This is a genomic window from Chitinophaga sp. CF118, from assembly GCF_900112615.1.
Taxonomy (GTDB): domain Bacteria; phylum Bacteroidota; class Bacteroidia; order Chitinophagales; family Chitinophagaceae; genus Chitinophaga.
Genome location: NZ_FOMK01000001.1, coordinates 1,773,881 through 1,797,767, shown reverse-complemented (window position 1 = coordinate 1,797,767; position 23,887 = coordinate 1,773,881). Strand labels below are relative to the sequence as shown.

The 23,887-nt window shown below is 42.1% G+C and carries 15 protein-coding genes; 8 read left to right on the top strand and 7 right to left on the bottom strand.

The window, feature by feature from the left end; translation table 11 throughout:
* The first annotated feature begins 1 nt into the window (after nt 1).
* The 4 genes from dtd to BM176_RS07015 are packed head-to-tail and all read left to right on the top strand — an operon-like array spanning nt 2 to nt 3,228.
* The gene (gene dtd, locus BM176_RS07030; RefSeq protein WP_090100980.1) at nt 2-454 is read left to right on the top strand and encodes a D-aminoacyl-tRNA deacylase; all 453 of its coding nucleotides are present in this window, start codon (nt 2-4) and stop codon (nt 452-454) included.
* Entirely contained in the window at nt 451-777 is a 327-nt protein-coding gene (locus tag BM176_RS07025; protein ID WP_090100978.1) for a nucleotide pyrophosphohydrolase, read from the top strand. Before dtd ends, BM176_RS07025 begins: the two co-directional genes overlap by 4 nt.
* A 29-nt stretch (nt 778-806) precedes the next feature.
* The gene (locus tag BM176_RS07020; RefSeq protein ID WP_090100977.1) at nt 807-1,757 is read left to right on the top strand and encodes a YihY/virulence factor BrkB family protein; all 951 of its coding nucleotides are present in this window, start codon (nt 807-809) and stop codon (nt 1,755-1,757) included.
* Between the two features lie 43 nt (nt 1,758-1,800).
* Complete coding sequence (locus BM176_RS07015; protein ID WP_090100975.1) at nt 1,801-3,228, top strand: glycine--tRNA ligase; 1,428 nt, start codon at nt 1,801-1,803, stop codon at nt 3,226-3,228.
* A 390-nt stretch (nt 3,229-3,618) separates the two neighbouring features.
* Here the strand turns inward: BM176_RS07015 and BM176_RS07010 are convergent, their stop codons facing one another.
* A complete protein-coding gene (locus tag BM176_RS07010; RefSeq protein WP_090100971.1) occupies nt 3,619-4,344 on the bottom strand; it encodes a ferredoxin--NADP reductase in 726 nt (241 codons plus the stop codon).
* Between the two features lie 73 nt (nt 4,345-4,417).
* On the opposite strand from BM176_RS07010, the gene mfd reads away from it, so the two are divergent.
* Nucleotides 4,418-7,792 (top strand): transcription-repair coupling factor, encoded by a 3,375-nt coding sequence (gene mfd, locus BM176_RS07005; protein WP_090100969.1) that lies wholly within the window; start codon nt 4,418-4,420, stop codon nt 7,790-7,792.
* A 280-nt stretch (nt 7,793-8,072) separates the two neighbouring features.
* Nucleotides 8,073-8,792 (top strand): SIMPL domain-containing protein, encoded by a 720-nt coding sequence (locus tag BM176_RS07000; protein WP_090100967.1) that lies wholly within the window; start codon nt 8,073-8,075, stop codon nt 8,790-8,792.
* Nucleotides 8,793-8,893: 101 nt separating this feature from the next.
* On the opposite strand, the gene BM176_RS06995 is transcribed toward BM176_RS07000, so the two are convergent.
* The 5 genes from BM176_RS06995 to BM176_RS06975 form a co-directional block, all read right to left on the bottom strand.
* Nucleotides 8,894-10,285 (bottom strand): SusD/RagB family nutrient-binding outer membrane lipoprotein, encoded by a 1,392-nt coding sequence (locus BM176_RS06995; RefSeq protein WP_090100965.1) that lies wholly within the window; start codon nt 10,283-10,285, stop codon nt 8,894-8,896.
* An 18-nt stretch (nt 10,286-10,303) separates the two neighbouring features.
* Complete coding sequence (locus BM176_RS06990) at nt 10,304-13,339, bottom strand: SusC/RagA family TonB-linked outer membrane protein (RefSeq protein WP_090100963.1); 3,036 nt, start codon at nt 13,337-13,339, stop codon at nt 10,304-10,306.
* Between the two features lie 290 nt (nt 13,340-13,629).
* Nucleotides 13,630-14,112: a hypothetical protein gene (locus tag BM176_RS06985; protein ID WP_090100961.1), complete on the bottom strand. Its 483-nt coding sequence runs from the start codon at nt 14,110-14,112 to the stop codon at nt 13,630-13,632.
* A gap of 190 nt (nt 14,113-14,302) precedes the next feature.
* Nucleotides 14,303-16,282 carry a DNA topoisomerase (ATP-hydrolyzing) subunit B gene (gene gyrB / locus BM176_RS06980; protein ID WP_090100960.1) on the bottom strand — a complete coding sequence of 660 codons (1,980 nt, stop codon included), beginning with the start codon at nt 16,280-16,282 and terminating at the stop codon, nt 14,303-14,305.
* 114 nt (nt 16,283-16,396) lie between these two features.
* Nucleotides 16,397-18,076, bottom strand: coding sequence for a hypothetical protein (locus tag BM176_RS06975; RefSeq protein ID WP_090100958.1), 1,680 nt, complete (start codon nt 18,074-18,076; stop codon nt 16,397-16,399).
* Nucleotides 18,077-18,417: 341 nt separating this feature from the next.
* On the opposite strand from BM176_RS06975, the gene BM176_RS06970 reads away from it, so the two are divergent.
* Nucleotides 18,418-19,344, top strand: coding sequence for a helix-turn-helix domain-containing protein (locus BM176_RS06970; protein ID WP_177230318.1), 927 nt, complete (start codon nt 18,418-18,420; stop codon nt 19,342-19,344).
* A 465-nt stretch (nt 19,345-19,809) separates the two neighbouring features.
* On the opposite strand, the gene BM176_RS06965 is transcribed toward BM176_RS06970, so the two are convergent.
* Entirely contained in the window at nt 19,810-20,274 is a 465-nt protein-coding gene (locus BM176_RS06965; protein ID WP_090100947.1) for a PepSY-like domain-containing protein, read from the bottom strand.
* Nucleotides 20,275-20,526: 252 nt separating this feature from the next.
* Between BM176_RS06965 and ileS the strand changes: the two genes are divergently transcribed.
* Nucleotides 20,527-23,886, top strand: a complete 3,360-nt coding sequence (gene ileS / locus BM176_RS06960) for an isoleucine--tRNA ligase (RefSeq protein WP_090100945.1) — start codon at nt 20,527-20,529, stop codon at nt 23,884-23,886.
* Nucleotide 23,887 lies beyond the last annotated feature (1 nt).

The following is a 23,887-nucleotide window of genomic DNA, read 5'->3' as shown; positions in this document are numbered from 1 at the left end:
TATGCGGGCAGTTATACAACGTGTTACCAGAGCATCCGTAACAGTAGATAATAATATTACCGGCAGTATTGAAACCGGGCTGCTGGTATTGCTGGGAATAGAAGATACGGATACTACAGAAGATATTACCTGGTTAAGCAATAAGATCACTAACCTGCGCATTTTTAATGATGTGCAGGGAGTGATGAATCAATCGGTAAAAGAGGTAGATGGAAACATTTTACTGGTAAGCCAGTTTACATTATATGCAGCTACGAAAAAAGGAAACCGTCCTTCTTATATCCGTGCCAGTAAACCTGATATAGCAATTCCGTTATATGAACAAATGATAGTGCAAGTGGGTTTGGATATGGGAAAAGAGATTCCTGCGGGGATTTTTGGTGCAGATATGAAAGTAGAACTGCTGAACGACGGCCCCGTAACCATCATCATTGATACAAAAAATAAAGAATGACAATAAAAGAAGCGCAGGAAAAAATAGATGGCTGGATTACTACAGTCGGTGTTCGTTATTTCAGCGAATTAACCAATATGGCTATTTTAACAGAAGAGGTAGGTGAAGTGGCCCGTATCATGGCCAGGAAATATGGGGATCAGTCGTCAAAAGCATCTGATGAGAAAAAAGAGCTGGCAGATGAGTTGGCAGATGTATTGTGGGTGTTGTTTTGTATTGCCAATCAAACAGGGATAGATATGACAGAGGCGTTGGAAAAGAACTTTGAAAAGAAGAATATCCGTGATGCCACCAGGCACAAGGAAAATAAGAAGCTGCAATAAAAAGGCAGATTTTTTGCTAAATCAATGATATGCAACGTCCTGGTAAAATAAAAAAATACTGGCAGATTTTGAGAATGACTGCCAGCGATTTTATGGATGATAAGGTATTGAAGCTAAGTGCTGCATTATCCTATTATACCATCTTTTCCATAGCGCCCATGCTGATAGTGATTATTACTCTTTTCCAGGTTTTCCTTGGAAAGGAGGCGATAGAGGGAAGCGTATACGGACAAATCAATAAGCTGGTAGGAAATGATGCTGCATTACAGATTCAGCAAATGATCAAAAATGCTACCCTTTCCGGGGATTCCACATGGGCTACCGTAGTAGGGATAATTTCTCTGATTTTTGGTGCTACAGGGGTATTTGGAGAGATTCAGGATTCCATCAACTTTATCTGGCAGCTAAAAGCCAAGCCGAAGAATGGGTTACTTAAGATCCTTATTAACCGCCTGCTTTCTTTTTCTATGGTGATCAGCCTGGGATTTATCCTGCTGGTGTCACTGGTTCTGAATGGTCTGATAGAATTATTTGGCAAGCAACTTACATACTTAATTCCTGACGTGACGTTTGTGCTGGTATATGTCATCAACCTGGGACTTACATTTTTTATCATCACCTTATTATTTGCCATCATATTTAAGGTTCTTCCTGATGCCAAAGTAAAATGGAAGGATGTTACCGTAGGGGCTATTACAACGGCAATATTATTTATGATAGGCAAATTTGCCATAGGTTTTTATCTGGGTGCCAGTAAAATAGGCTCTGCCTATGGGGCGGCGGGCTCTATCGTAATCATATTACTATGGGTATATTATTCCGCTATTATTCTTTATTTCGGCGCAGAATTTACCCAGGTATATGCGGAATATCATGGCGCCAGAATCCAGCCAAATGCTTATGCTGTTTGGGTAAAAGAGGTACCGGTTGAATCTACAGAACCCCTTCATCCAAGATATTCGGAGCATAAGCGTAGTTAGATGCCCAATTAATTCGGAAAAGGCTTATTATATTTGCGCAATTATGGCAACAGATCAGAATAAATTCCAGGCGATTATTTCGCATTGTAAAGAATATGGCTTCGTTTTCCAGTCCAGTGAGATCTACGACGGATTAAGTGCGGTATATGATTATGGCCAATACGGGGCACAGTTGAAGAAGAACATCCGCGACTACTGGTGGAAGAGCATGACCCAGATGCACGAAAACATTGTGGGGATAGATGCTGCCATCTTTATGCACCCTACTACCTGGAAAGCGTCCGGCCATGTGGACAGTTTCAGCGATCCCATGATAGATAATAAAGACAGCAAGAAGCGCTACCGGGTAGATCACCTGATAGAGGCTCATGCTGCAACATTACCCGAGGCGGAAGGTGCGGCATTGTTGTCTAAAATGGAGATCCTGGAAAAAGATGCCGACTATGCCGGCCTGAAACAGCTAATTGATGAAAATAAGATAAAGTGTGCGGTGAGCGGTACGGTGAACTGGACGGAAATCCGTCAGTTTAACCTGATGTTCTCCACTCAGTTGGGTAGTGTTACAGATGAAGCCAGCGAAATTTACCTGCGTCCGGAAACCGCCCAGGGTATTTTTGTAAACTTCCTGAATGTGCAGAAAACCGGTCGCATGAAGATTCCTTTTGGTATCGCGCAGACAGGTAAGGCCTTCCGTAATGAGATCGTAGCCCGGCAGTTTATTTTCCGTATGCGTGAATTTGAGCAGATGGAAATGCAGTTCTTTATCCGCCCTGGTACTGAGAATGAATGGTATGCCTACTGGAAAGAAGAACGTATGAAATGGCACCTGAGCCTGGGTACTTCTTCCGATAAATACCGCTTCCACGATCACGTAAAACTGGCGCACTATGCAAAGGCTGCTGTGGATATCGAATTTGAGTTCCCGATCGGTTTCAAAGAAGTTGAAGGTATCCATTCCCGTGGCGACTTTGACCTGCAACAGCACCAGGAATACAGCAAAAAGAAATTGCAGTATTTTGATACAGAGATCAATCAGAACTATGTTCCTTATGTGATAGAAACATCTATCGGTCTGGATCGTATGTTCCTGCTGACTGTATGTAATGCTTATGAAGAACAGGATCTGAGTACAGCGGAGAAGCCAGATAGTCGTGTTGTGTTGAAGTTCCCTGCAAAGTTATCTCCGATTAAACTGGCTATTTTCCCACTTACTAAGAAAGATGGGTTACCGGAAATTGCTAAGGAACTGATGGATCAATGTAAATCATCTTTTCATTGTTATTATGAAGAGAAGGATAGCATTGGTAAACGTTACCGCCGTCAGGATGCTATCGGTACGCCTTTCTGCGTAACGATCGATCATCAGACTAAAGAAGATAACATGGTAACTATCCGTCACAGGGATAGCATGGAACAGGAAAGAATTCCATTGGCTAAAGTGAAGGAGATCGTACTGAACGCTATCAGCTAAAAGTATATTATTCAGGAAAGCCCGGTTTCATTCGAAGCCGGGCTTTTTTTCTGAAAGTATATGTAATGCAGCTACTTTCTGAAATAACTTACCTATTGGGTTTCTGCCTGGATGTATGGCCTCCCTCTTCTTTCCCGCCTCTATACAAAGTGTATAGCTATTCATAACAAATTAGTAGTGCCTTCGGAGTGAGTTGATATTTGCTTCATACATTGGACATACGTTGGACAATCTTTGAACAGCTATACGTGATCAAAGATTCTCCAATGTATTTCCAATGTAGGTCCAACGTATGTTCAATATATAGACTCACTATTATGTCTCCCCGAATTCACTTAAACAATTATAGGTTTTATTTCTACTAAATGGCCTGCAGAAGGGACTTTAAAATCATCCATACGATTCCTGGTGGATATCATGTCTGTCATACCCTAATGCCAGGATCCGTTCTTTAGCCTCAGAGATCATCTCTTTCCATCCGCAGAGATAGAAAGTTGCTGGTGGCCTGTTCGACGCCAGTATTTCTTCATAAATGAGGTGTACATATCCTTTGTGACGTGGCCAGGAATCGTCTTCCTGAGATAGTGTTGGCCAGTACTTAAAATCTGGCATTTGATTCTGCAGTTGCCACATTTCATCTGCATATAGCAAATCACATTGTTGCCGGCAGCCATATATAAGATGAATGGGTTGATGCGGGATGCCATGTGTATGGATATGATGAGTCATTGCACGGAAAGGCGCAATACCAGTACCTGTGCAGATGAGGAACAGTTCCTTGTCCAACGGCTGGGGCAATAGAAAAACACCAAGTGGCCCTTTTAGTACCAGCATGCTACCTACTTTTACCTCATTAAAGAGATAGGTAGTGCCTGCACCTCCCTGCAGGAGTACGATAACCAGCTCTATTTCGTTGGTATCATTGGGTGGAGAGGCGATGGAATAGCTTCGCCAGCGTTTATTTTTCTTCTCATGAATGGGAAGATCGAGGGTAACAAACTGACCGGGCTTGAAGTCAAAGCAGTCTTTCTCCGGAATCTTTATCCAGAACCGTCTTGTATTAGGAGTCTCCTGTACAATGCGGGTTACGTAACCGTTATACCATTGTTCTAGCATGGGGCGTGGAATTTCTCCATTAAATTTAACGAAAATAGTCCGCTTTCGATTTCTTCGTACCTTTGCTTCCCTCATGAATATACAGACTGTCTTAAATCTGTACCAGCGTGATATCCGGCTGCAACAGCTGGTTAAAGGGATCAATTTGTCTGGTCCACAGTATTTCCAACTAACAGGTTTGACCGGCAGTGCCACTACTTTTGCAGCAGTAGGGACATGGGAGCTTGCAGCTTCCTACAATCACCTGTTTATTTTAAACGACAAAGAAGAAGCCGCTTATTTCCATAATGATCTGGAACAACTAAGTCAGGCTCTGGATATCTTCTACTTTCCGGATTCCTTTAAGAAAACCGGGCAGTTCACCGAACTGAACGGAAGCCATAGCATGTTACGTACGGAAGCACTGATGAAGTTCTCCGGCTCCAGTATTCATAAAAAGATCCTGGTGACTTACCCCGAAGCATTATGGGAAAAGGTATCTGCATCTGTAGCTTTCAGCTCCAACATGGTGCAACTGAAGGTGGGTGATGTATTGAAAGTAGATGGCCTGCTGGAGAAACTGGTAGGCTGGGGATTCCATTTCACCGACTTCGTATATGAACCAGGACAGTATGCCCTGCGTGGGGGGATCCTTGATATTTATTCTTTTGGCAACGAAAAGCCTTACCGTATTGAATTGTTCGGAGAAGATATTGATTCCATCCGCCTGTTTGATCCGGAAACGCAGCTCAGTGAACGTAAGCTGACCCAGGTTACGTTGATTGCCAATATGGATACCCACGGACTTGATCATCAGAAAACTTCCCTGCTGGAGTTCTTGCCGGCTAATACAGTGGTGTGGATGAAAGATCCTGCATATGTGCAGGATGTGATCCTGCAGCTGGAAGAGAAACTGGATGCCTGGTTACAAACCGGTCAGAAAGTAAAAGTTGATGATGATGAAAAGATGGACCTGTCAGAAAATGACTTCGTAAAGGCTCATCCACTGATGCACGAACTTTTACAGCGGCATTGTATTGTGTTTGGCAAAAGGCAGTGGTGGGAAGAAACCAATCGCCCATATACGCCCATTAACTTTGAAACACAGGAACAACCGGTTTTTAACCGGCAGTTTGAAATGCTGATCAAAGATCTTGACGGACATAACAACAAAAAATATTCTCTATTCATTTTTGCTGAAAATGCCAAGCAACTGGAAAGGTTGCGTAGTATTTTTGAAGACCTTAAAGCGGAGTTTACTTTTTATCCTATTCCAATACCGGTAAGTCACGGGTTTATTGATCATACGCTGAAAATTGTTTGTTATACAGATCATCAGATTTTTCAGCGTTATCACAAATACAAAGTAAAGCAGGCGTATAATAAAAATAAGGCGATCACGCTTAAAACGCTGAGAGAACTGCAGGCCGGAGATTTTGTAACACATATTGATCATGGTGTGGGCGTTTACAGTGGTTTGCAGAAGATAGAGGTAGGCGGTAAAATGCAGGAAGCCATCAGGATTATTTACAAGAACAGCGATCTGTTATATGTAAATATCAACTCCCTGCATAAGATCAGCAAATACACCGGTAAAGAAGGTGTAGAACCAAAGGTGAATAAACTTGGTAGTGATGCCTGGGATAAGCTGAAAGAAAAGGCGAAAACACAGGTAAAAGATATTGCGAAGGATCTTATCAAACTGTATGCTGCCCGTAAAGCTGAAGAAGGTTTTGCGCATTCTCCGGATACTTACCTGCAAACAGAACTGGAAGCATCCTTCCTGTATGAAGATACCCCGGATCAAAGCAAGGCTACGGCAGATGTGAAAAGAGATATGGAATCTCCTTCACCTATGGACCGGCTGGTATGTGGCGATGTGGGCTTTGGTAAAACAGAAATAGCAGTACGTGCTGCGTTTAAATCACTGGTGGATGGTAAGCAGGCTGCTGTACTGGTGCCAACTACGATCCTTGCATTCCAGCATTATAAAACATTCTCTGAACGACTAAAAGATTTCCCCTGCACCGTAGATTATCTCAACCGCTTTAAATCATCTAAAGAGAAAAAAGATACTTTACAACGGCTGGCAGAAGGGAAAATAGATATCATCATTGGCACACATGCCTTACTGGGTAAAGATGTTAAGTTCAAAGACCTTGGTGCGCTGATTGTGGATGAGGAACAGAAATTCGGTGTAACTGCCAAAGAAAAACTGAAGCACATAAAACTGAATGTTGATACACTCACACTAACGGCTACGCCTATTCCGAGAACATTACAGTTCTCCCTGATGGGGGCACGTGACTTGTCTGTTATTAATACACCTCCACCTAACCGTCAGCCGATAGAAACAGAAGTACATGTGTTTGATCATGATCTGATCCGCGATGCGATCTATTATGAAATAGAACGTGGCGGACAGGTATACTTCGTTTACAATCGTGTGAAAGGACTGGGAGAAATGACCAGCCTGATACGCGGATTGTGTCCGGATCTGGCTATTGCTACTGCGCACGGACAAATGGAAGGGCATCAGTTGGAAGAAGTGATCATGGACTTTATCGACCGGAAATATGATGTACTGGTATCTACTAATATCATAGAGAGCGGCGTGGATATCCCCAATGCCAATACCATCATCATCAACAATGCACATCACTTTGGATTGAGTGATCTGCACCAGTTGCGCGGACGTGTAGGACGCAGTAATAAGAAAGCGTTTTGTTATCTGCTGGCACCTCCTATCAATACACTTCCTTCAGATAGCCGTAAACGTTTGCAAACCCTGGAACAACATAGTGAACTGGGAAGTGGTTTCCAGATTGCAATGCGTGACCTGGATATACGTGGTGCCGGTAATCTGCTTGGTGGAGAACAGAGCGGTTTTATGGCAGAGATAGGGTTTGATATGTACCAGAAAATTCTGGACGAAGCCATCCGTGAATTAAAACAAAATGAGTTCCGTGAATTATTCAAGGAGCAACTGGAAGAGAAGAAAGATTATGTAAGCGATTGTACTATCGATACAGATCTTGAAATACTGATCCCGGATAGTTATGTGGAAAGTATTCAGGAGCGTCTGAACCTCTACCAGGAACTGGATAATATCACTTTGGAAAGTAAACTGCAGGATTTTGAAAGAGCATTGCAGGATAGGTTTGGACCTGTTCCTGAACTGGTAAAAGATCTGCTTACAACTATCCGTTGTCGATGGATGGCAATACAACTGGGCTTTATAAAAATGATGCTCAAAGAAGAAAAACTGCGTTGTTATTTTATCAATAATCCGGATTCGCCTTTCTTCCAGTCAGCTACGTTTAATCATATGCTTACTTATATTCAGACGCGTGTGAATAATGCACGTTTGAAACAGGTAGGTACAAATTTTATGCTGATAGTAGATAATATCCGTTCGATGAATGATCTGTATGATTTCCTGAAAGGAATGACGGATTCAAGAAAGTAATGATTTAAAATAATCTGATAATATAAGCCCGGCTCAATCAGAGCCGGGCTTTTTGATGGTAACAGGAATATTGAAATCTCTCCCCAAACACACTATATAGAAAATCTATGTAACATAACTGCCAGATATCCGTTTCATGGAATAACCGTTATATCTGTATAATCATTAAGTATTGGGCATTGGCATTCCATAAAAATATTTTTAACTGATTTATGGAATCTGATAATGAAACAGCATCATAGTAGCATAATAACATTTAAAACACATAAAACACATCAATATGAAAAAGGTAATGTTCCTGCTGACAGGATTATTTTTAGCTACGCTTAGTCAGGCTCAACAAACAGACAATAAGCCTCCTGTAAAGAAAATAGAAGTAACAGGTTCTGCAGAGACGGAGATTACTCCGGATGAAATATACTTTGATATCGCTTTGCGTGAATACAAAAATAAAACAGCAAAGGTAGAGATCAGCGTATTGGAAAAACAATTACAGAAGGCTGTACAGGATGCAGGAATTGCACCAGCTGATCTTACTATCACAAATGTATTTGGATATAACTATGAACAATGGTGGATTAAAAAGAAGAAGGTAGAGGATTTTATGGCCCGTAAGCAATTCCGTCTTAAACTGAGTAAGCTGGATAAAATCAATAGCATACTCAGTGCTGTAGATGCCGAAGGAATCGAAAGTGCAAACATCAGTAGTTATTCCCATAGTAAGATGGAGGAGTATCGCAAAGAAGTAAAGATGAAAGCATTACAGGCTGCTAAAGCAAAGGCGACGTATATGCTGGATGCTATTGGTGATAAGATAGATGGTGTGCTGGAAGTGCAGGAGATCAATACAGACAATTATTCAGATGTGCAGCCTATGATGGCTAATGCATCTTACCTGGGCCGTTCCAGAGCTCAGGAGGGTGCTGACGTAATGCCCGATATTAACTTTAAAACGATCAAGGTAAGAGCAGAAGTAAGAGCGGTGTTTTTCATTAAATAAATGAAACCCGGATGAGGATAATTTAATAATAAATAAAAAAGAAGGTGCGCCATACGTTGACGCACCTTCTTTTTTATTATAACGAACAGACACTTGTTTTATCAATTATCCCACCATACTTTATCAGTAAGTTTCGCGCTTTGTATAGCCCGGGGATTTGCTGTGATCTCATTTAAAGGATAAAGGAACCTGCGGGGAATAGCTGTTATATTATCGTTGGTGATCAATTTGATTGAAGGATAACCGGTACGACGCCAGTCCACATAACTCTCCATTGAAAAGAAATTTGCTGCATTCTTTTCTTCTATGATGAGCCGCATTGCATTATCTGCTGTTAATGTACCACGTGATGATAAATAATTTCGTGCTGCGGTAGAAGTTGTATCTATGCCAACTTTCAGCAGATTTTCAGCAACAGCAGCTTTGTAAATGGGTTGGGCTGCAGCATATCCCGAAGTGATATAGGTTGCTTCCGCTTTCAGGAACAAGGCTTCTGCAGCATTCAGTACATATACATTAGAACCGATACCGCCGTAAAAACTACCTGCAACAGAATAATCCAGTAAATCACCTGCACCTGATCCGATATCATTACCATTATATAAACCTGTATTTTCTGCTTTGCTTACTAGGTAGGGCAAGCGTGGATCGCTGAACGCTTTGAGGGAGTCTATATAGTGTGATGATAATACTAAAGTAGAGGTATTGAAAAAGTGAAGATACCAGGGATTTGAAGAGGTAGAAGAGCCTGCATAAGGGAAAAAGCAATCATCGCTATTGCTGGTCATACCGTTGCTTAAGGCCGTCAGTGCCAGTGTTGCCTGTGCGGATGCTGTATATCCTGGAGCTTTGGTAAGATGCATATAATAGCGGGCTTTCAGTGTGTATGCCATCTTCGCCCATTTGGTCATATCTCCGCTGTAAAAATAATCGTCAGTAGAAGGAGAGGTACCTGTACCTGCATTTACTTCTACAATAGCACTGTCCAGTAAGGCCTGGATAGTATTGTAGATACTTTCCTGTGAGTCGTATACAGGAGTTGTATTATCAGTGCCATTAAAGGCTTCTGAGTAAGGAATATCACCCCACAGGTCTGTAGCATTTCCCAGCGTATAGGCGGTTAATATCTTTGAGATGCCTGCATATTTCCCATTGCCATTAGCTGTTGCCTGAATGTTGAGGAGGTGCAGATTGTTCAGTGCCGTTACATAGAATGACTTCCAGAAATCATCGAAAGTAGAACTGGTTACCATGTAATTTACTGTATTGGGCAGCGGCTGATTAGGAACGCAATTCTGCATCCATTGATTAACAAGAGAGGAGGCATTACCTGCTGTAATGTATTGTGATATGCTAGCCTCCAAAGGTGCCAGCATCAGGCTTTCTGATACATTGGTTGGCGAATTTGGATTATCATTTACATCCAGGTATTTTTTACACCCTGTGAATGCCGTAGCAGCAAGGGCAATTATAATGAGAAGTGATTTTTTCATGTTCTAAATAGTTTACAGTTAAAAAGTGAGCCTTAATGTGCAGTCAAATGAGCGGGAAGTTGGTGCTGAGAAAGTATAAACACCCAGTCCGCTGTTCTGGTTACCCCATGAGTTCACTTCCGGATCACCACCTGTGAAATCAGCCGCTTTATGGATCCACAGGTTACGTCCTGTAAGTACGATGGACGCATCTTTAACAGGTAGCTTACCTAATAAATTTTTAGAGAAGTTGTAAGACAATGTTACATTACGCAGTTTGATATATGAATCGTCCTGTATAACGGCTTCGGTTATACCACTGATCTGCTGGAAGTATTGTTGCCCTGTTACTGAAATTGTGTTAGCTGTTCCTGTGGCATCGCTGATACCTGCTACTACTCTGTCAGCCCTCTTTTCTGTTTGTTTGGAAGTACCATAGTACAATCCATAACCATCATCAGAATTCAGGATCTGGCCTCCCTGTTTGGTATCAATCAAAAAGCTGAATCCAAATTGTTTGTAACGGAACATGTTATTGATACCGCCTGTCCACCGGGGAGTGATGTTTCCTACAATGCCATAATCGCCTGATGAATATGGCAGCCCGGCATCATTGATCTTTAACTGACCATCTGCCGTGCGGGCATATTTGTTACCGAATATAGAACCCCAGGCCTGACCTTTTACCGCATAGATAGTACCGATGCTTGTCTGATCAAGACCCGCACCTATCTCCAGTACTTTTGAATTCAGTTTGGTATAGTTAATGGTCATATCCCAGCTGAAGTTTTTTGTTTTAACAGGGACAAGATTCAACAGCACCTCGATTCCTTTGGTTTCCATCCGGGCAGAATTGATTGTGGTGGAATTATAACCGGTAGAATTGGCCAGGGAAATACCATAAACAAGGCCATTACTCATTTTCCTGTCGAAATAAGAAGCTTCCAATCCTATTCTGTTTTGCAGCATTTTCATCTCCAGTCCAAATTCAATCTCTTTCTGCAATTCATTCTTAAGATTAGGATTACCGAGGGCGTCACTGATCAGGAAACCATTCTGTCCATTGTAAGGAAAGGTAAGGTTACTACTTACATCCCCTGCAATAATTGCCTGTGTATATGGAGTCTTGTTTATGTATGGTTGTACATTATCATTACCTACTGCTGCATAAGAAGCTCTCACTTTCCCGAAGCTGATGATCTCTTTCAGTTTTTCAGAGAATAATTCAGAGAAGATGAAACCGCCGGCAATTGAACCATATGGATAATAGGTATGATTGGTAGCTAATACTGAACTGCCATCATATCTGCCACTAAGGGAGAGTATCAGCATCCTGTTGTAATCAATTTCTGCCTGTGCATAAAAGCCTACTTTCCTGTTTTTGGTCATAGACTCCGTATAGGTCACTGAAGATGCACTGGCCATATTATAATAGCCCGGCTTTGCCAGTCCAAGACCTTTAGCAGTCATAACATCTGAATAGTTGGAGTATATATTGTTCCCCAGCATCAGGTTAGCATTTGTTCTGCCTATCTGTTTTTTTAATTGTACGATGAAGTCATGATTATATTGACGGAAGTTCTGATTGTTAGTGTATGTAAGACCGGTAGTATAAGTAATATCGTTTGTATTCACATGATAATTCAGTCGGTCCATATAAATGTCAGCACCTATTCTTTCAGTAACAGAGATCCAGTCTGCAGGAGCATACACAAAAGTGAGTAATGGCAGGAACCTGTTTACTGTAGAAGTATTCAGTACATTGTCCAGCACCCAATAAGGATTATTGCGGCTGTAACGGTATAAGCGTTGTGTACCATCAGGATTCAGATATGGTTTGAAATTATAGGATACAGGTCCCATAAATACTGTCCATAAAGGATTCTCAAGTCCGTATCCTTCCGGCATTTTATGGTTCAATACATTACTGTAAGTTAACTGGAAGGTTGCATTCAGTTTACTGTTGATCTGCGTATTGAATTTTGTAAAGATGCTATGCCTAGTATAATCTGTATTTGGAATAGTTCCCTGCTGATTGAAATAGGAGTAGGACATAAAGTAGTTGGAAGTACCATTACCGCCATCTACACTCACCGTATTATTGGTGGTTACACCGGTCCTGAAAAAATCTTTCAGTGGATTACGACTCTGCACTTTTTTTCCGTTCACTACCAATGTATCCATTAGTGGGCCCCAGGAGGTTCTGCTTTTAACGGTTTCTCCATCTTCATAAAGTCCGTCTAATCCCTGTCCATATTTATATTGTCTGTCCGGGAAGATGGTATTTTCAAATGATAAACCTGTTGAGAGAGAAACGGTAGGTTTCCTGTTTAGAGTGCCCTTTTTTGTTGTGATCAATACCACACCACGTGCACCGGCAGAACCGTACAATGCGGTGGCCGCAGCACCTTTTAATACGTTGATACTTTCGATGATACCCGGATCAATATCTGCAAGGCGGTTGGTACCCGGACCACCGTCAACAGCTGCATCAGTTTGATCATTGTTGATGGGCACGCCATCCATTACAATCAACGCCTGGTTTTCACCGGCAATTGAGGTCACACCGCGGATTACGATGCGGGAAGAGCTTCCTGGCATTCCTGATGAGCTTGTGATTTGCACACCCGATACCTTACCGGTGAGAGCGTTTAATACATTCGGTTCTTTTGCCCGTAGTATCTCATCGCTTTTTACTTCCTGTGCGCTGAATGTGAGGTTGCGTTTTTCTTTCTTCATACCCAATGCTGTTACCACTACTTCGTTCAGGTCGCTGGGATTTTCTACTAATGTAATGGAGAGTGAATTTTCACTGCCGAGGCTGATCTCCTTTGTGGTGAAACCTACGGCACGTACTGTGATTATTGCACCTGTAGCAGCATTCAGTTTAAATGTTCCATCCTTTTCAGTGATGGCTCCTTTGCCAGTGCCTTTGATAGTGATGGTTGCATAACTAACCGGATGTTTGTTTTCATCGGTCACGGTTCCTTCGATAATCCTGGTCTGTGCAAAGGAGAGCGAACTGAATAACAGTCCGGCAAGCAATGCCAGCAGGTAATATGAGTTTCTTTTCATATGACTAGATTAGATGTTGGTTTCTTACGTGAAAAAATTGTCCCTATACGCCATTTGTACAAATGGCATTCAATGTTGGCTTCTTAAGTTCATTCTCGCTTACTTCAAAGTAAACTCAGAATGGACAAGTTCTTTTTGTCATTCTTAACTATCTATAGGCAGATATTAACAGTATTAACAGATCGGAGAAGAGAGGAGAAAAAAATGGGGTAAAATGGGGTAAAATAAAAAAGTCCCACCTTGACAGGCGGGACATGATGGAAAAAGATTTCAAAAAAATCGATGATCAATTAGTTTTCTGTACTAATGTTTACTTTAAATTTTCCGTCCGTTATTGGCTTTACTGTTTCACCACGTTTTAAATTGCCGAAGAATGTGCCTTCGGCGTACTTACTATTTATGCTTGTAATTTTAATTGTAGTAGTTGTACTTGTCCAGGAGGTATCATTTGAATTACTCACGTCCTGAGAGAACATTATGAAAGCATTGTTTGCTTCAGTAAATTCTCCTGTAACAAGTGTGTCTGGGAAGATGATGGTAGCAGCGAGGAAGGTCTTGAGGTTGCCTACCATAGCTTGTACTGTTAAGGCTTTTTTGCCAATACCCACAGTATCTTCAAGATATCCGGAAGCTGTGTTCGCAGAATAGGCAGTGCCGTCAAATGTAAAGGTACAGGACCCCGAAGCCAGCACTGCCTTGTCTTTTTCGCAGGACGTTACTGTAATAGCAGCAACAAATAGGCAAAATAGCCCCACGATGGATTTTAGTTTCATAGGATAGGTAATTTCTCTAGGTATAGTGATAAATAGGAGTGCAAAATAATGAGAAAAGAACGAATTAAATAAAATATTTATAAGTTTTTTAACAGTTTATAGTGGGGTGTTATCGAAGTAATTGGAAATGAATAGATAAAAAAAAGACGGATTACTTAGTAATCCGTCTTTCAATAATCTTAAAACATATTTATACGTCGATCTTCGCATATTTTGCATGAGACTCGATGAATTCCCTGCGTGGAGGTACTTCATCGCCCATCAGCATACTGAATACACGGTCAGCTTCTGCGGCGCTTTCGATAGTAACCTGCTTGAGTGTACGATTTTCAGGATTCATGGTAGTTTCCCACAGTTGTTCTGCGTTCATCTCACCCAAACCTTTATAACGCTGAATGCCTACACTGTCTTCTTTACCACCTGCTATTTTAAGGATAGCTGCTTTACGGTCATCTTCTGTCCATGCATACATCTGTTCTTTACCTTTCTTTACGAGATATAAAGGTGGCTGGGCGATGTATACATAACCCTGTTCAACCATCGCCTTCATATAACGGAAAATGAAAGTAAGGATCAATGTGGCAATATGGCTACCATCCACATCAGCATCCGTCATGATGATCAGCTTATGATAACGTAGTTTGGAAAGGTTCAGTGCCTTATCATCTTCTTCCGTACCGATGGTTACGCCGAGTGCGGTAAAGATGTTCTTGATTTCCTCATTCTCGTAGATCTTGTATTCCATAGCTTTTTCTACGTTGAGGATTTTTCCCCTTAACGGAAGAATAGCCTGGAAACTACGGTTACGGCCTTGTTTAGCCGTACCACCTGCCGAATCCCCTTCGACAAGGTACAACTCACAGATCTTTGGATCGCTTTCAGAGCAATCTGCCAGTTTACCCGGTAACCCGCTACCACTCAGTACGCTTTTACGCTGTACCATCTGGCGGGCTTTACGGGCAGCCTCACGGGCCTGTGCAGCCAATACTACTTTATTGATGATCGTTTTAGCGTCACGGGGATGTTCTTCCAGGTAAGCGTCCAGTACTGCAGCAACAGAACTGTCTACAATACCCATTACATCGGAGTTACCAAGTTTGGTTTTGGTCTGTCCTTCAAACTGAGGTTCAGGTACTTTCACGCTGATAACAGCGCTCAGTCCTTCACGGAAGTCATCACCGGTTACTTCGATCTTTGTTTTTTCAAACAGTTTATTCTTATCACCATAACTTTTGAATACACGGGTAATAGCACGGCGGAAACCTGCTACGTGTGTACCTCCTTCTATGGTATTGATATTATTTACGTAAGAGAAAATGTTTTCAGCAAATGAATCATTGTACATGATTGCTACTTCTACCGCTACATTGCTATTAGGCTCATGGATATCTACAGAGATCGGTTCCGTCAATAACGGATTACGACGGCCGTTACGATCCAGCATCTGTACAAACTCGGTAATACCACCTTCACTGTAGAAAGTTTCACTAAAGAAGTTTCCTTCTTCATTTCTCTCACGTTCATCCGTTAAGGTGATTTTGATCTTACGGTTCAGGTAAGACAGTTCACGTAAACGACCTGCCAGTATTTCGCGGTTGTAAGTGGTATCTTTAAATATTTCGTGGTCCGGTTTGAAGTGAATAGTGGTCCCGGTTTCTTCTGAAACGCCTATTTCACGTACCGGATACTGAGGAGCGCCACGCTGGTATTCCTGTTCAAACAGTTTACCATCACGGCGTACGGTTGCCAGCAGCAGGCTACTCAGTGCGTTTACGCAACTTACGCCCACCCCGTGCAAACCACCGGATACTTTATAAGTGTTCTTATCAAATTTACCACCTGCGTGTAATACGGTCATTACCACTTCCAGTGCTGAACGGCCTTCTTTGGTGTTCATACCGGTTGGGATACCACGGCCGTCATCTACTACGCGGATAGAGTTATCTTCGCAGATAGTAACGTCAATGTTTTTGCAATAACCTGCTAACGCTTCGTCAATAGAGTTATCGACTACTTCATACACAAGGTGATGCAGCCCCTTTATACCAATGTCACCAATATACATCGCGGGACGCTTACGTACCGCTTCCAGGCCTTCTAATACCTGTATACTATCCGCGTCATAACCATTACTGGCAGGGGAAGTTGCTTGCACTAATTCTTCGCTCATATTTGGGTGTAAAGTGTGTTTAGAGTTGAATTCTCGTGAATTGTGCAAATATACGAAAATTGGGGCTTATTTCCATGTTTAATGTGCACATTTCTGCATCCTGATATCCACAATTTAAATGGGAGAATTTTTACCAAGTGCGGTCTCCTTTATCCCTGTAAAAAGGGTTTTCCAGACAAGGTTGAAAAAGGATTTCTGGATATCCCGGGTAAAGTGAGGATGGGCTATCCGCGTTTCCCCATTGTCAGGATTATTGTCTTTAATCACCACTACATTGGCAAAAAGGCTCATCAGTCCCTTCTTTTGGTAATCGTGGGAACCTTCTTGTTTCTTTAGAATATTGATCTTCAGATCGCTATACAGGAATTTAACTTCTCCGGAAGCACTTCTTTCATTGCCTGTCATACTAAAGGTTACCTCATTGATCCGGCAAGACTTGACTTCGATCATTCCCAGGGGTTTTAATACAGGGTTTAGCTCCCTGGCATCCATCCCCATGATTTGGCCGGACACACCAAATCTACCAGTACTATCTTTCATAGCAAAGTCGAAATGGGCCCGTAGTTTACCGCTCTGCATCAGAATGGCATCCATCTCTGCCCTGATATGACCGTTCTTCGCAATCATAGAATCAATATTCGTTATGTTTCGTAAAGTACCGTGTACATGATTAAAGGTGATTTTGCCAGTTTCGTGCGATTTGGGATTTGCTTCTGTGTAAGAGAGTTCCGTTTTTTTGCCCATCAGTGTATCTATATATATAGGTATGGCCAGTTTTTGCAGCAGCTGATTGGGGAACTGCCCCAGTTTGTTGCCCGGAGGCATGGGCAAGCCCCGGTTTCGGTAAATATCCAGCTTTCCGCTGCTGATAGTCAGCTTGTTAGCCCAGAATACCTGTTGCTCCAGTAATAACCGTGGCTGTAATGACGATAATTCTATGTTATTCAGCTGCACATCGAAGCGGTCGCGCTGGGTTTGTGCTTTCACATCGAACTGTGGTTTTGAATACCTGGGCTCAACGCTGAACTGCCCTACACGGAGAATTTGTTCTGCCGCACTATAGTCTATATCCCGGACATGGATCCAGTACAGGCTGTCCGGCGTCCGGTATCTATATTCTTTAAGATTGAATTCATAATTGTGGGCATAAAGGAACCGGGTAGGGTCCTGCATGGCAACAGAATCGATCAGGAAGTCCTTTACATGTACCCGCAGTTGGCTTAACTGGGTAACAACCAGGCTGCTGTCTTTTTTTATGTAAGTATATTTCAGATTAATATTATCTAACAGCAGGGAACTCAGGAATAGTGACTGAATTTTCTTGGAGATGTTCTGGTAAGCATTTCTAGGCTTAGTAGTATCAATATTTTGCGCATTCAATTCCAGTACGATACTGGGGTTTTGCAGTTCCAGTGCCCCGGCACTTATTTCTTTATGCCGGAAATAGCGTAATACCTTAAAATAGCGCAGATCTACCTGGTCTGCACTGAGGCTGTAAAGAAACTTCGGCGCTTTTTGTTGTTGCCGTAACTTTTCATAGATGGCAGAATCTCTTACCAGGCTTACTTTATACAGGGAAAGACTACCAGTAAGGAGGTTCAGGTTAAGGTCTGCATATTGCAGAGTATAAAGGCTGTCAGACATTTCCCGTACATAAGAGCGGAGCTGGAGCCGGATCTGTCTGTTCCAGCGCTGACCAAGATACCAGGTAGTGGTAAGGATTAATAACAAGGTGACTCCAATTGCCAGTAAGACTTTTTTCCAGTGTCTTTGTATAATGGATTTTTGTTGCATTATAAATAATTGACGAAATTCATACCAACAAGAAAGTTCTAAGAAAGTATTGAGAAAGTTATGAGAAAGTATTGAGATCCGGCAGAGATTCGTTCATCCTTCGTTCATCCTACGTCTTTTAACGAAGGATGAACGAAGGATGAACGAATCTCTACCCAGTCTCTGCCTTATCCCTGCTCTATCCCTGCCCGGTCTCTGCTCTATCTCAATACCTGTTTATACCCAAATTCCCGGATTTGAGCAGGGAAAACCCTCCCCTTATTGTAACCTCACTGTCAAAACCTTCCCCATTAAATTTTGAATGCCTATTTTTGTGACGGTTTTAACAACAAATGAAGGGCGTGAAAGATCTACAGGATATATTATCAATAGCTATACGGCAGCCTGCAATGAGCGATCAGTTGCAGTGTGTTGGAAGTGAATCTGTTGCAGTTCCGGACTGCCTGGATTTCACTTTGCAGCGCTTTACATATGACCGGCCATTACCAGTTGATGATGTGGCTATGGTGGTATACCAACCAGCCAAAAGGGGGCAGTCGGCATCCGTTGAATTACGTTATTGTGTAGCTGGGAGTAAATATTGTCAAAATCCGGGCTGTACAGATCAGGTATGTGCGCATAGCAGTAAGGATAGCAGTTGTAACCAGAAACAGCCGGCTATTGATATGATCACGGTACGTTTTCAACCGGCTTTCATTCAGTCACTGCAGAAGGGTGCAACCAATTCTACCCTGTTTGATATGCAGTCGCGCAAGCCTTTCATTAAAACTACCCAGCCCAGTACCAAATCAAAGCAGGTATTAGAGCAGATGGTACATCATAATTATGATGGAACATTGAAAAATATCTTTTTACAGAGCAAGGCATTGGAACTGTTATTATTCAGTTCTGACCAGTTTGTGCAGAATGATACGGATGAACGTTTTGGCTGCCGGTTCCTGACTCACCTGGAAGACCGTGAGAAGATAGAGAATGCAAAGGGGATACTGCTGGAACAGCTGGATGCGCCTATTACTATTCGTGATCTGGCCCGCCGTGTAGCGATGAATGAATGTTACCTGAAAAAGGGTTTCAAGGCGATGTATGGTACTACCATTTATGATTATTTCCAGAAGGAAAGGATGGAAAAGGCAAAAGGATTGTTATATGAAAAGGGCATGTCAGTGTCTGAAGTAGCTATTCTGATGGGGTATTCCTGTATTTCCCACTTCTCTACCGCTTTTAAGAAGCATACAGGCTTAAAGCCCTGCGAACTCTTACTCAGATAATATCTACCTATAAATATTCAGAAGCTCCTGACAGCATTTTAGCTTTGTCAGGAGTTTTTTTATTTCCGGAAATACCGGGTTTTCCCTTTTCGATCATTTCTTTTCCCGAATTGGAAAACACTCCCCGGAATATTGGTGTTTCTTTGTATCACGATCGGCAGATATCTATCCTGATCTTCCTTATATAAGCTTCCTTATTAGATTTGACCATGGGAAAAAGCTTATGAGGCAAAAAAAGTGAGTAAAGCCATTCAATTTTAGCACATCCTCAAACACCAATTTGACCATTTGAAAAGTGCGAATTTGCCAGTAAGCTTTCTACCGTAATTACATAAAATGGTCCCGACATCCGTCGGGACCATTTTTATTTTGTGGATGAGTGTTTACTACAAATGAAAAACCCCGCCCAAAAGAGCAGGGTCTGTCCTATTTATCCCTATACCTATGAAATACTTATTTAAAAACTTATTCTACAATAGTACCAGCTTCATTGATCAACACCGCTTTTTCTGTACCATTGTTCTGAATATTTACTTTATAATACGCCGCTACATCAGACCTCTCAATTTTCCAGCCATCTTTTATGGTAGCGTCCGGATATTTACTTTTTACTTTGGTAGCTACTGTTTCCGGTAGCGTGTTTCCTTCATATGCACTGCGGGTTGCTACCCACTTTCCATCTGCATCGTACTCAGCTGTCGTCTTCACTTCTTCTTTTGTAAAGTTAGCGACCCAATGTCCACTATAGTTCTTTGACCACTTTGCTTCCGATCCTGAAAAGTTCTGCTGAAAAGCATCCTTTACTACGACTGGTGCTACCTGTTCCGTTTTTGCAACTACCTTCTTCGTTTTTTTTGCTGATTTTTTTTGTGCAAAAGTTGTGCCGGAAGATATCAATGCCACACAAATTATTAATATTAACTTTTTCATGTTTTAGATATGGTTTTTAGTTACTGACTGGGTTGAGTTTTTCAACTTATTATTTTCTTCCGACGTAGTTACCAAAACAATGCCAAAATCTAAAAGCGAACAAATGCCTTGTAAAAATACGAAAAATATTAAAAGATCGTAGCAATTGCTTATTTAGTCCCTATAAGTCCTTTCTGAGCCAGTGTAAAATCCGTAACTTTGCAGAATTTTAATCAACTTACTTAATAACGTCAAAGGGCACCTAATTGTTTTATGGCCAGCAAATATCAGGAATATAATCAGCTGAATTTACCTCAGATAGAGAAGGATATATTGGTGCGCTGGGAGCAACACCAGGCATTTGAGCAAAGTGTGACCCTCCGTGAGGGGGCAACGCCTTTTGTATTTTATGAAGGCCCCCCAAGTGCAAATGGGTTACCTGGTATTCACCATGTTATTTCGCGTACGCTAAAAGACCTGGTATGCCGGTACAAAACAATGAGTGGCTTCCAGGTAAAGCGTAAAGGAGGATGGGATACCCATGGGTTACCTGTGGAATTGGGTGTGGAAAAAACGCTCGGTATTACGAAAGAGGATATCGGAAAGAAGATTTCTGTAGAAGAATATAATAGAACCTGTCGCTCGGAAGTATTGAAATATAAGGATTTATGGGATGATCTTACCCGTAAAATGGGGTATTGGGTGGACCTCAAATCTCCTTATGTTACATTCGAAAATAATTATATAGAGAGCCTTTGGTGGTGCCTGCAGGAATTATATAAGAAAGGATTACTATATAAAAGTGTAAGTATCCAGCCATATTCACCTGCTGCGGGAACGGGATTAAGTTCTCATGAACTAAATCAGCCAGGTACATATAAAGATGTAAAGGATACAACTGTAGTAGCGATGTTCAAAGCAAAGGAATCGGCTGAAGCTGCTTTCCTTTTTGAAGCTGCAAGAAAAGCAGACCCTGCGGCAGAAGTATTCTTCATGGCCTGGACTACCACTCCGTGGACGCTTCCTTCCAATCTTGGCCTTACCGTAGGAGCAAATATAGAATATGCATTGGTTCGTACTTTCAATCCATATACCCACTTGCCGGTGTATGTGATCCTGGCGAAAGATCTGATCGGTAAATATTTCAAGCCTGAAGGAGAAGATGCTGATTTCAGCGCCTATAACGAAGGTGATAAGCTCATTCCCTGGCAGATCCTGCTGGTATGCAGGGGAAGTCAGCTGGAGAACATACGCTATGAGCAACTGCTGCCATATGTACAGCCTGAAGAAGGAGATCCTTTCCGCGTGATAATCGGAGATTTCGTAACAACAGAAGATGGTACCGGTATCGTACATACTGCACCTGCTTTCGGTGCGGATGATAATCGTGTAGGAAAGAAATACGGCATAGGAATCCTCACACTGGTAGACAGACAGGGGAAATTCCTGGATAATGTAGGTGAGTTTGGTGGCCGTTATGTAAAGAATTATAAGAGCGATCCGGATTATAAAGATGTGGATGTGGATATAGCTGTGAAGCTGAAGAAAGAGAACCGCGCTTTCCGGGTAGAAAAATATGAACATACCTATCCTCACTGCTGGCGTACTGATAAGCCAGTACTGTACTATCCGCTGGATGCCTGGTTCATCCGTACCACAGCCCTGAAAGACAGGATGGTGGAACTAAATAAGACTATCAACTGGAAACCTGCCGCTACAGGTACCGGCCGTTTTGGTAACTGGCTGGAAAACATGGTAGACTGGAATCTGAGCCGTAGCCGTTATTGGGGTACCCCACTGCCGGTATGGCGTACGGAAGACGGAGAGGAAGAGATCTGTATAGGAGGCCTGGAAGAACTACGTAATGAGTTGAATAAATCATTCAAGGCCGGCGTAATGGAATATACATCCGGAGCAGCCGGGACCACCAGTGTGGATGAATATATCACTCATCTTACTTCAGACCTTCACAAACCTTTTGTGGATAATATAATATTGGTGAGCGCTTCCGGTAAGCCAATGCGCCGTGAGCCAGAGCTGATAGATGTGTGGTTTGACAGTGGAGCCATGCCATATGCACAGTGGCATTTTCCATTTGAAAACAAGGAGTCATTTAAACAAAGTTTCCCGGCTGACTTTATAGCAGAAGGTGTGGATCAGACTCGTGGCTGGTTTTATACACTGCACGCCCTTGGAGTTATGTTATTTGACAGTGTGGCTTACAAAACTGTAGTGTCAAATGGATTGGTGCTGGATAAGAATGGTAGCAAAATGAGTAAAAGGGTGGGCAATGTGATTGATCCTTTTACAACTTTGGAACAATTTGGGGCAGATGCAACCCGTTGGTACCTGATAACCAATGCTTCTCCCTGGGATAGCATGAAATTTGATATTGATGGGATCCGTGAGGTACAACGTAAATTGTTCTCCACCCTTTACAATACATATAACTTCTTTGCGATGTATGCTAACCTGGATAGCTTTACATTCAAAGAGGCTTACATCCCGCTGGAGCAGCGTCCGGAAATAGACCGTTGGATTATTTCCGTGTTGAATACCCTGGTAAAAGACGTAACAGGTTATTTTGATGATTATGAACCTACCCAGGCAGGCAGGGCTGTTCAATCATTTGTAGATGAGCACCTGAGCAATTGGTATGTGCGTCTTTGCCGTCGCCGGTTCTGGAAGGGAGAATATGAGCATGATAAGATTTCCGCTTACCAGACTCTATACGAATGTCTGGAAACGTTGGCCAAATTAATGGCACCCATATCGCCATTCTTTTCGGACTGGTTATTTGGCAATCTTAACAATGTGAGCAATCGTAGCAAGGTAAATTCCGTGCACCACCTGGATTTCCCTGTGGTAGTATCTACGGCAATAGATCCGGATCTGGAAGAAAGGATGCGCCTGGCACAGGATATTTCTTCGCTCGTATTGTCACTCCGGAAGAAGGTGGATATCAGAGTTCGGCAGCCGTTGAAGAAGATCCTGATTCCTGTATTGGATGAACGGATGAAACAGCAGGTGGAGCGGATAGAAGACCTGATAAAAAGTGAAGTTAATGTTAAAGGTATTGACTATCTTACAGAAACAGAGGGTTTCATCAAGAAGAAGATTAAGCCTAACTACAAATCTCTGGGAGGTAAAATGGGTGCAAAGATGAAAGCGGTAGCCGCAGCCATCAGTGCATTTAGTGCAGCAGATATCGCTACTCTTGAGCGCGACGGACAGTTTAATCTGCTTATAGAAGATGATCAGCTACCTATACAGCTATCTGATGTAGAGATTATTTCTGAAGATATTCCTGGTTGGACAGTAGCTAATAAAGGTGCATTAACAGTGGCACTGGATATTACTATAACCCCTGAACTACAGGATGAGGGCAACGCCCGAGAGTTAGTAAATCGCATACAAAAGATCCGGAAAGACAGCAACTTTGAGCTGACTGACCGTATACAGGTAAAAGTGGCTGCAATAGATAGCCTGAAATCGGCGATTATTAACTATAATGACTATATTTGCACGGAAATTTTGGCAGATAGAATAGAAGTGGTGCCGGAATTAAAGGATGGGACTGAAATTGAAATTAATGATTTGAAATTCAATGTATTAGTTAACAAAAAAAGCTAAT

Excerpts from the sequence above, each read along its gene's own strand:
- dtd (WP_090100980.1), top strand. The coding sequence starts at position 2 with ATGCGGGCAGTTATACAACGTGTTACCAGAGCATCCGTAACAGTAGAT.
- BM176_RS07010 (WP_090100971.1), bottom strand. The coding sequence starts at position 4,344 with ATGCTAGAACAATGGTATAACGGTTACGTAACCCGCATTGTACAGGAG.
- gyrB (WP_090100960.1), bottom strand. The coding sequence starts at position 16,282 with ATGAGCGAAGAATTAGTGCAAGCAACTTCCCCTGCCAGTAATGGTTAT.
- ileS (WP_090100945.1), top strand. The coding sequence starts at position 20,527 with ATGGCCAGCAAATATCAGGAATATAATCAGCTGAATTTACCTCAGATA.
- BM176_RS06965 (WP_090100947.1), bottom strand. The coding sequence starts at position 20,274 with ATGAAAAAGTTAATATTAATAATTTGTGTGGCATTGATATCTTCCGGC.
- mfd (WP_090100969.1), top strand. The coding sequence starts at position 4,418 with ATGAATATACAGACTGTCTTAAATCTGTACCAGCGTGATATCCGGCTG.
- BM176_RS06985 (WP_090100961.1), bottom strand. The coding sequence starts at position 14,112 with ATGAAACTAAAATCCATCGTGGGGCTATTTTGCCTATTTGTTGCTGCT.
- BM176_RS06975 (WP_090100958.1), bottom strand. The coding sequence starts at position 18,076 with ATGCAACAAAAATCCATTATACAAAGACACTGGAAAAAAGTCTTACTG.
- BM176_RS07000 (WP_090100967.1), top strand. The coding sequence starts at position 8,073 with ATGAAAAAGGTAATGTTCCTGCTGACAGGATTATTTTTAGCTACGCTT.
- BM176_RS06995 (WP_090100965.1), bottom strand. The coding sequence starts at position 10,285 with ATGAAAAAATCACTTCTCATTATAATTGCCCTTGCTGCTACGGCATTC.
- BM176_RS07025 (WP_090100978.1), top strand. The coding sequence starts at position 451 with ATGACAATAAAAGAAGCGCAGGAAAAAATAGATGGCTGGATTACTACA.
- BM176_RS07020 (WP_090100977.1), top strand. The coding sequence starts at position 807 with ATGCAACGTCCTGGTAAAATAAAAAAATACTGGCAGATTTTGAGAATG.
- BM176_RS07015 (WP_090100975.1), top strand. The coding sequence starts at position 1,801 with ATGGCAACAGATCAGAATAAATTCCAGGCGATTATTTCGCATTGTAAA.
- BM176_RS06990 (WP_090100963.1), bottom strand. The coding sequence starts at position 13,339 with ATGAAAAGAAACTCATATTACCTGCTGGCATTGCTTGCCGGACTGTTA.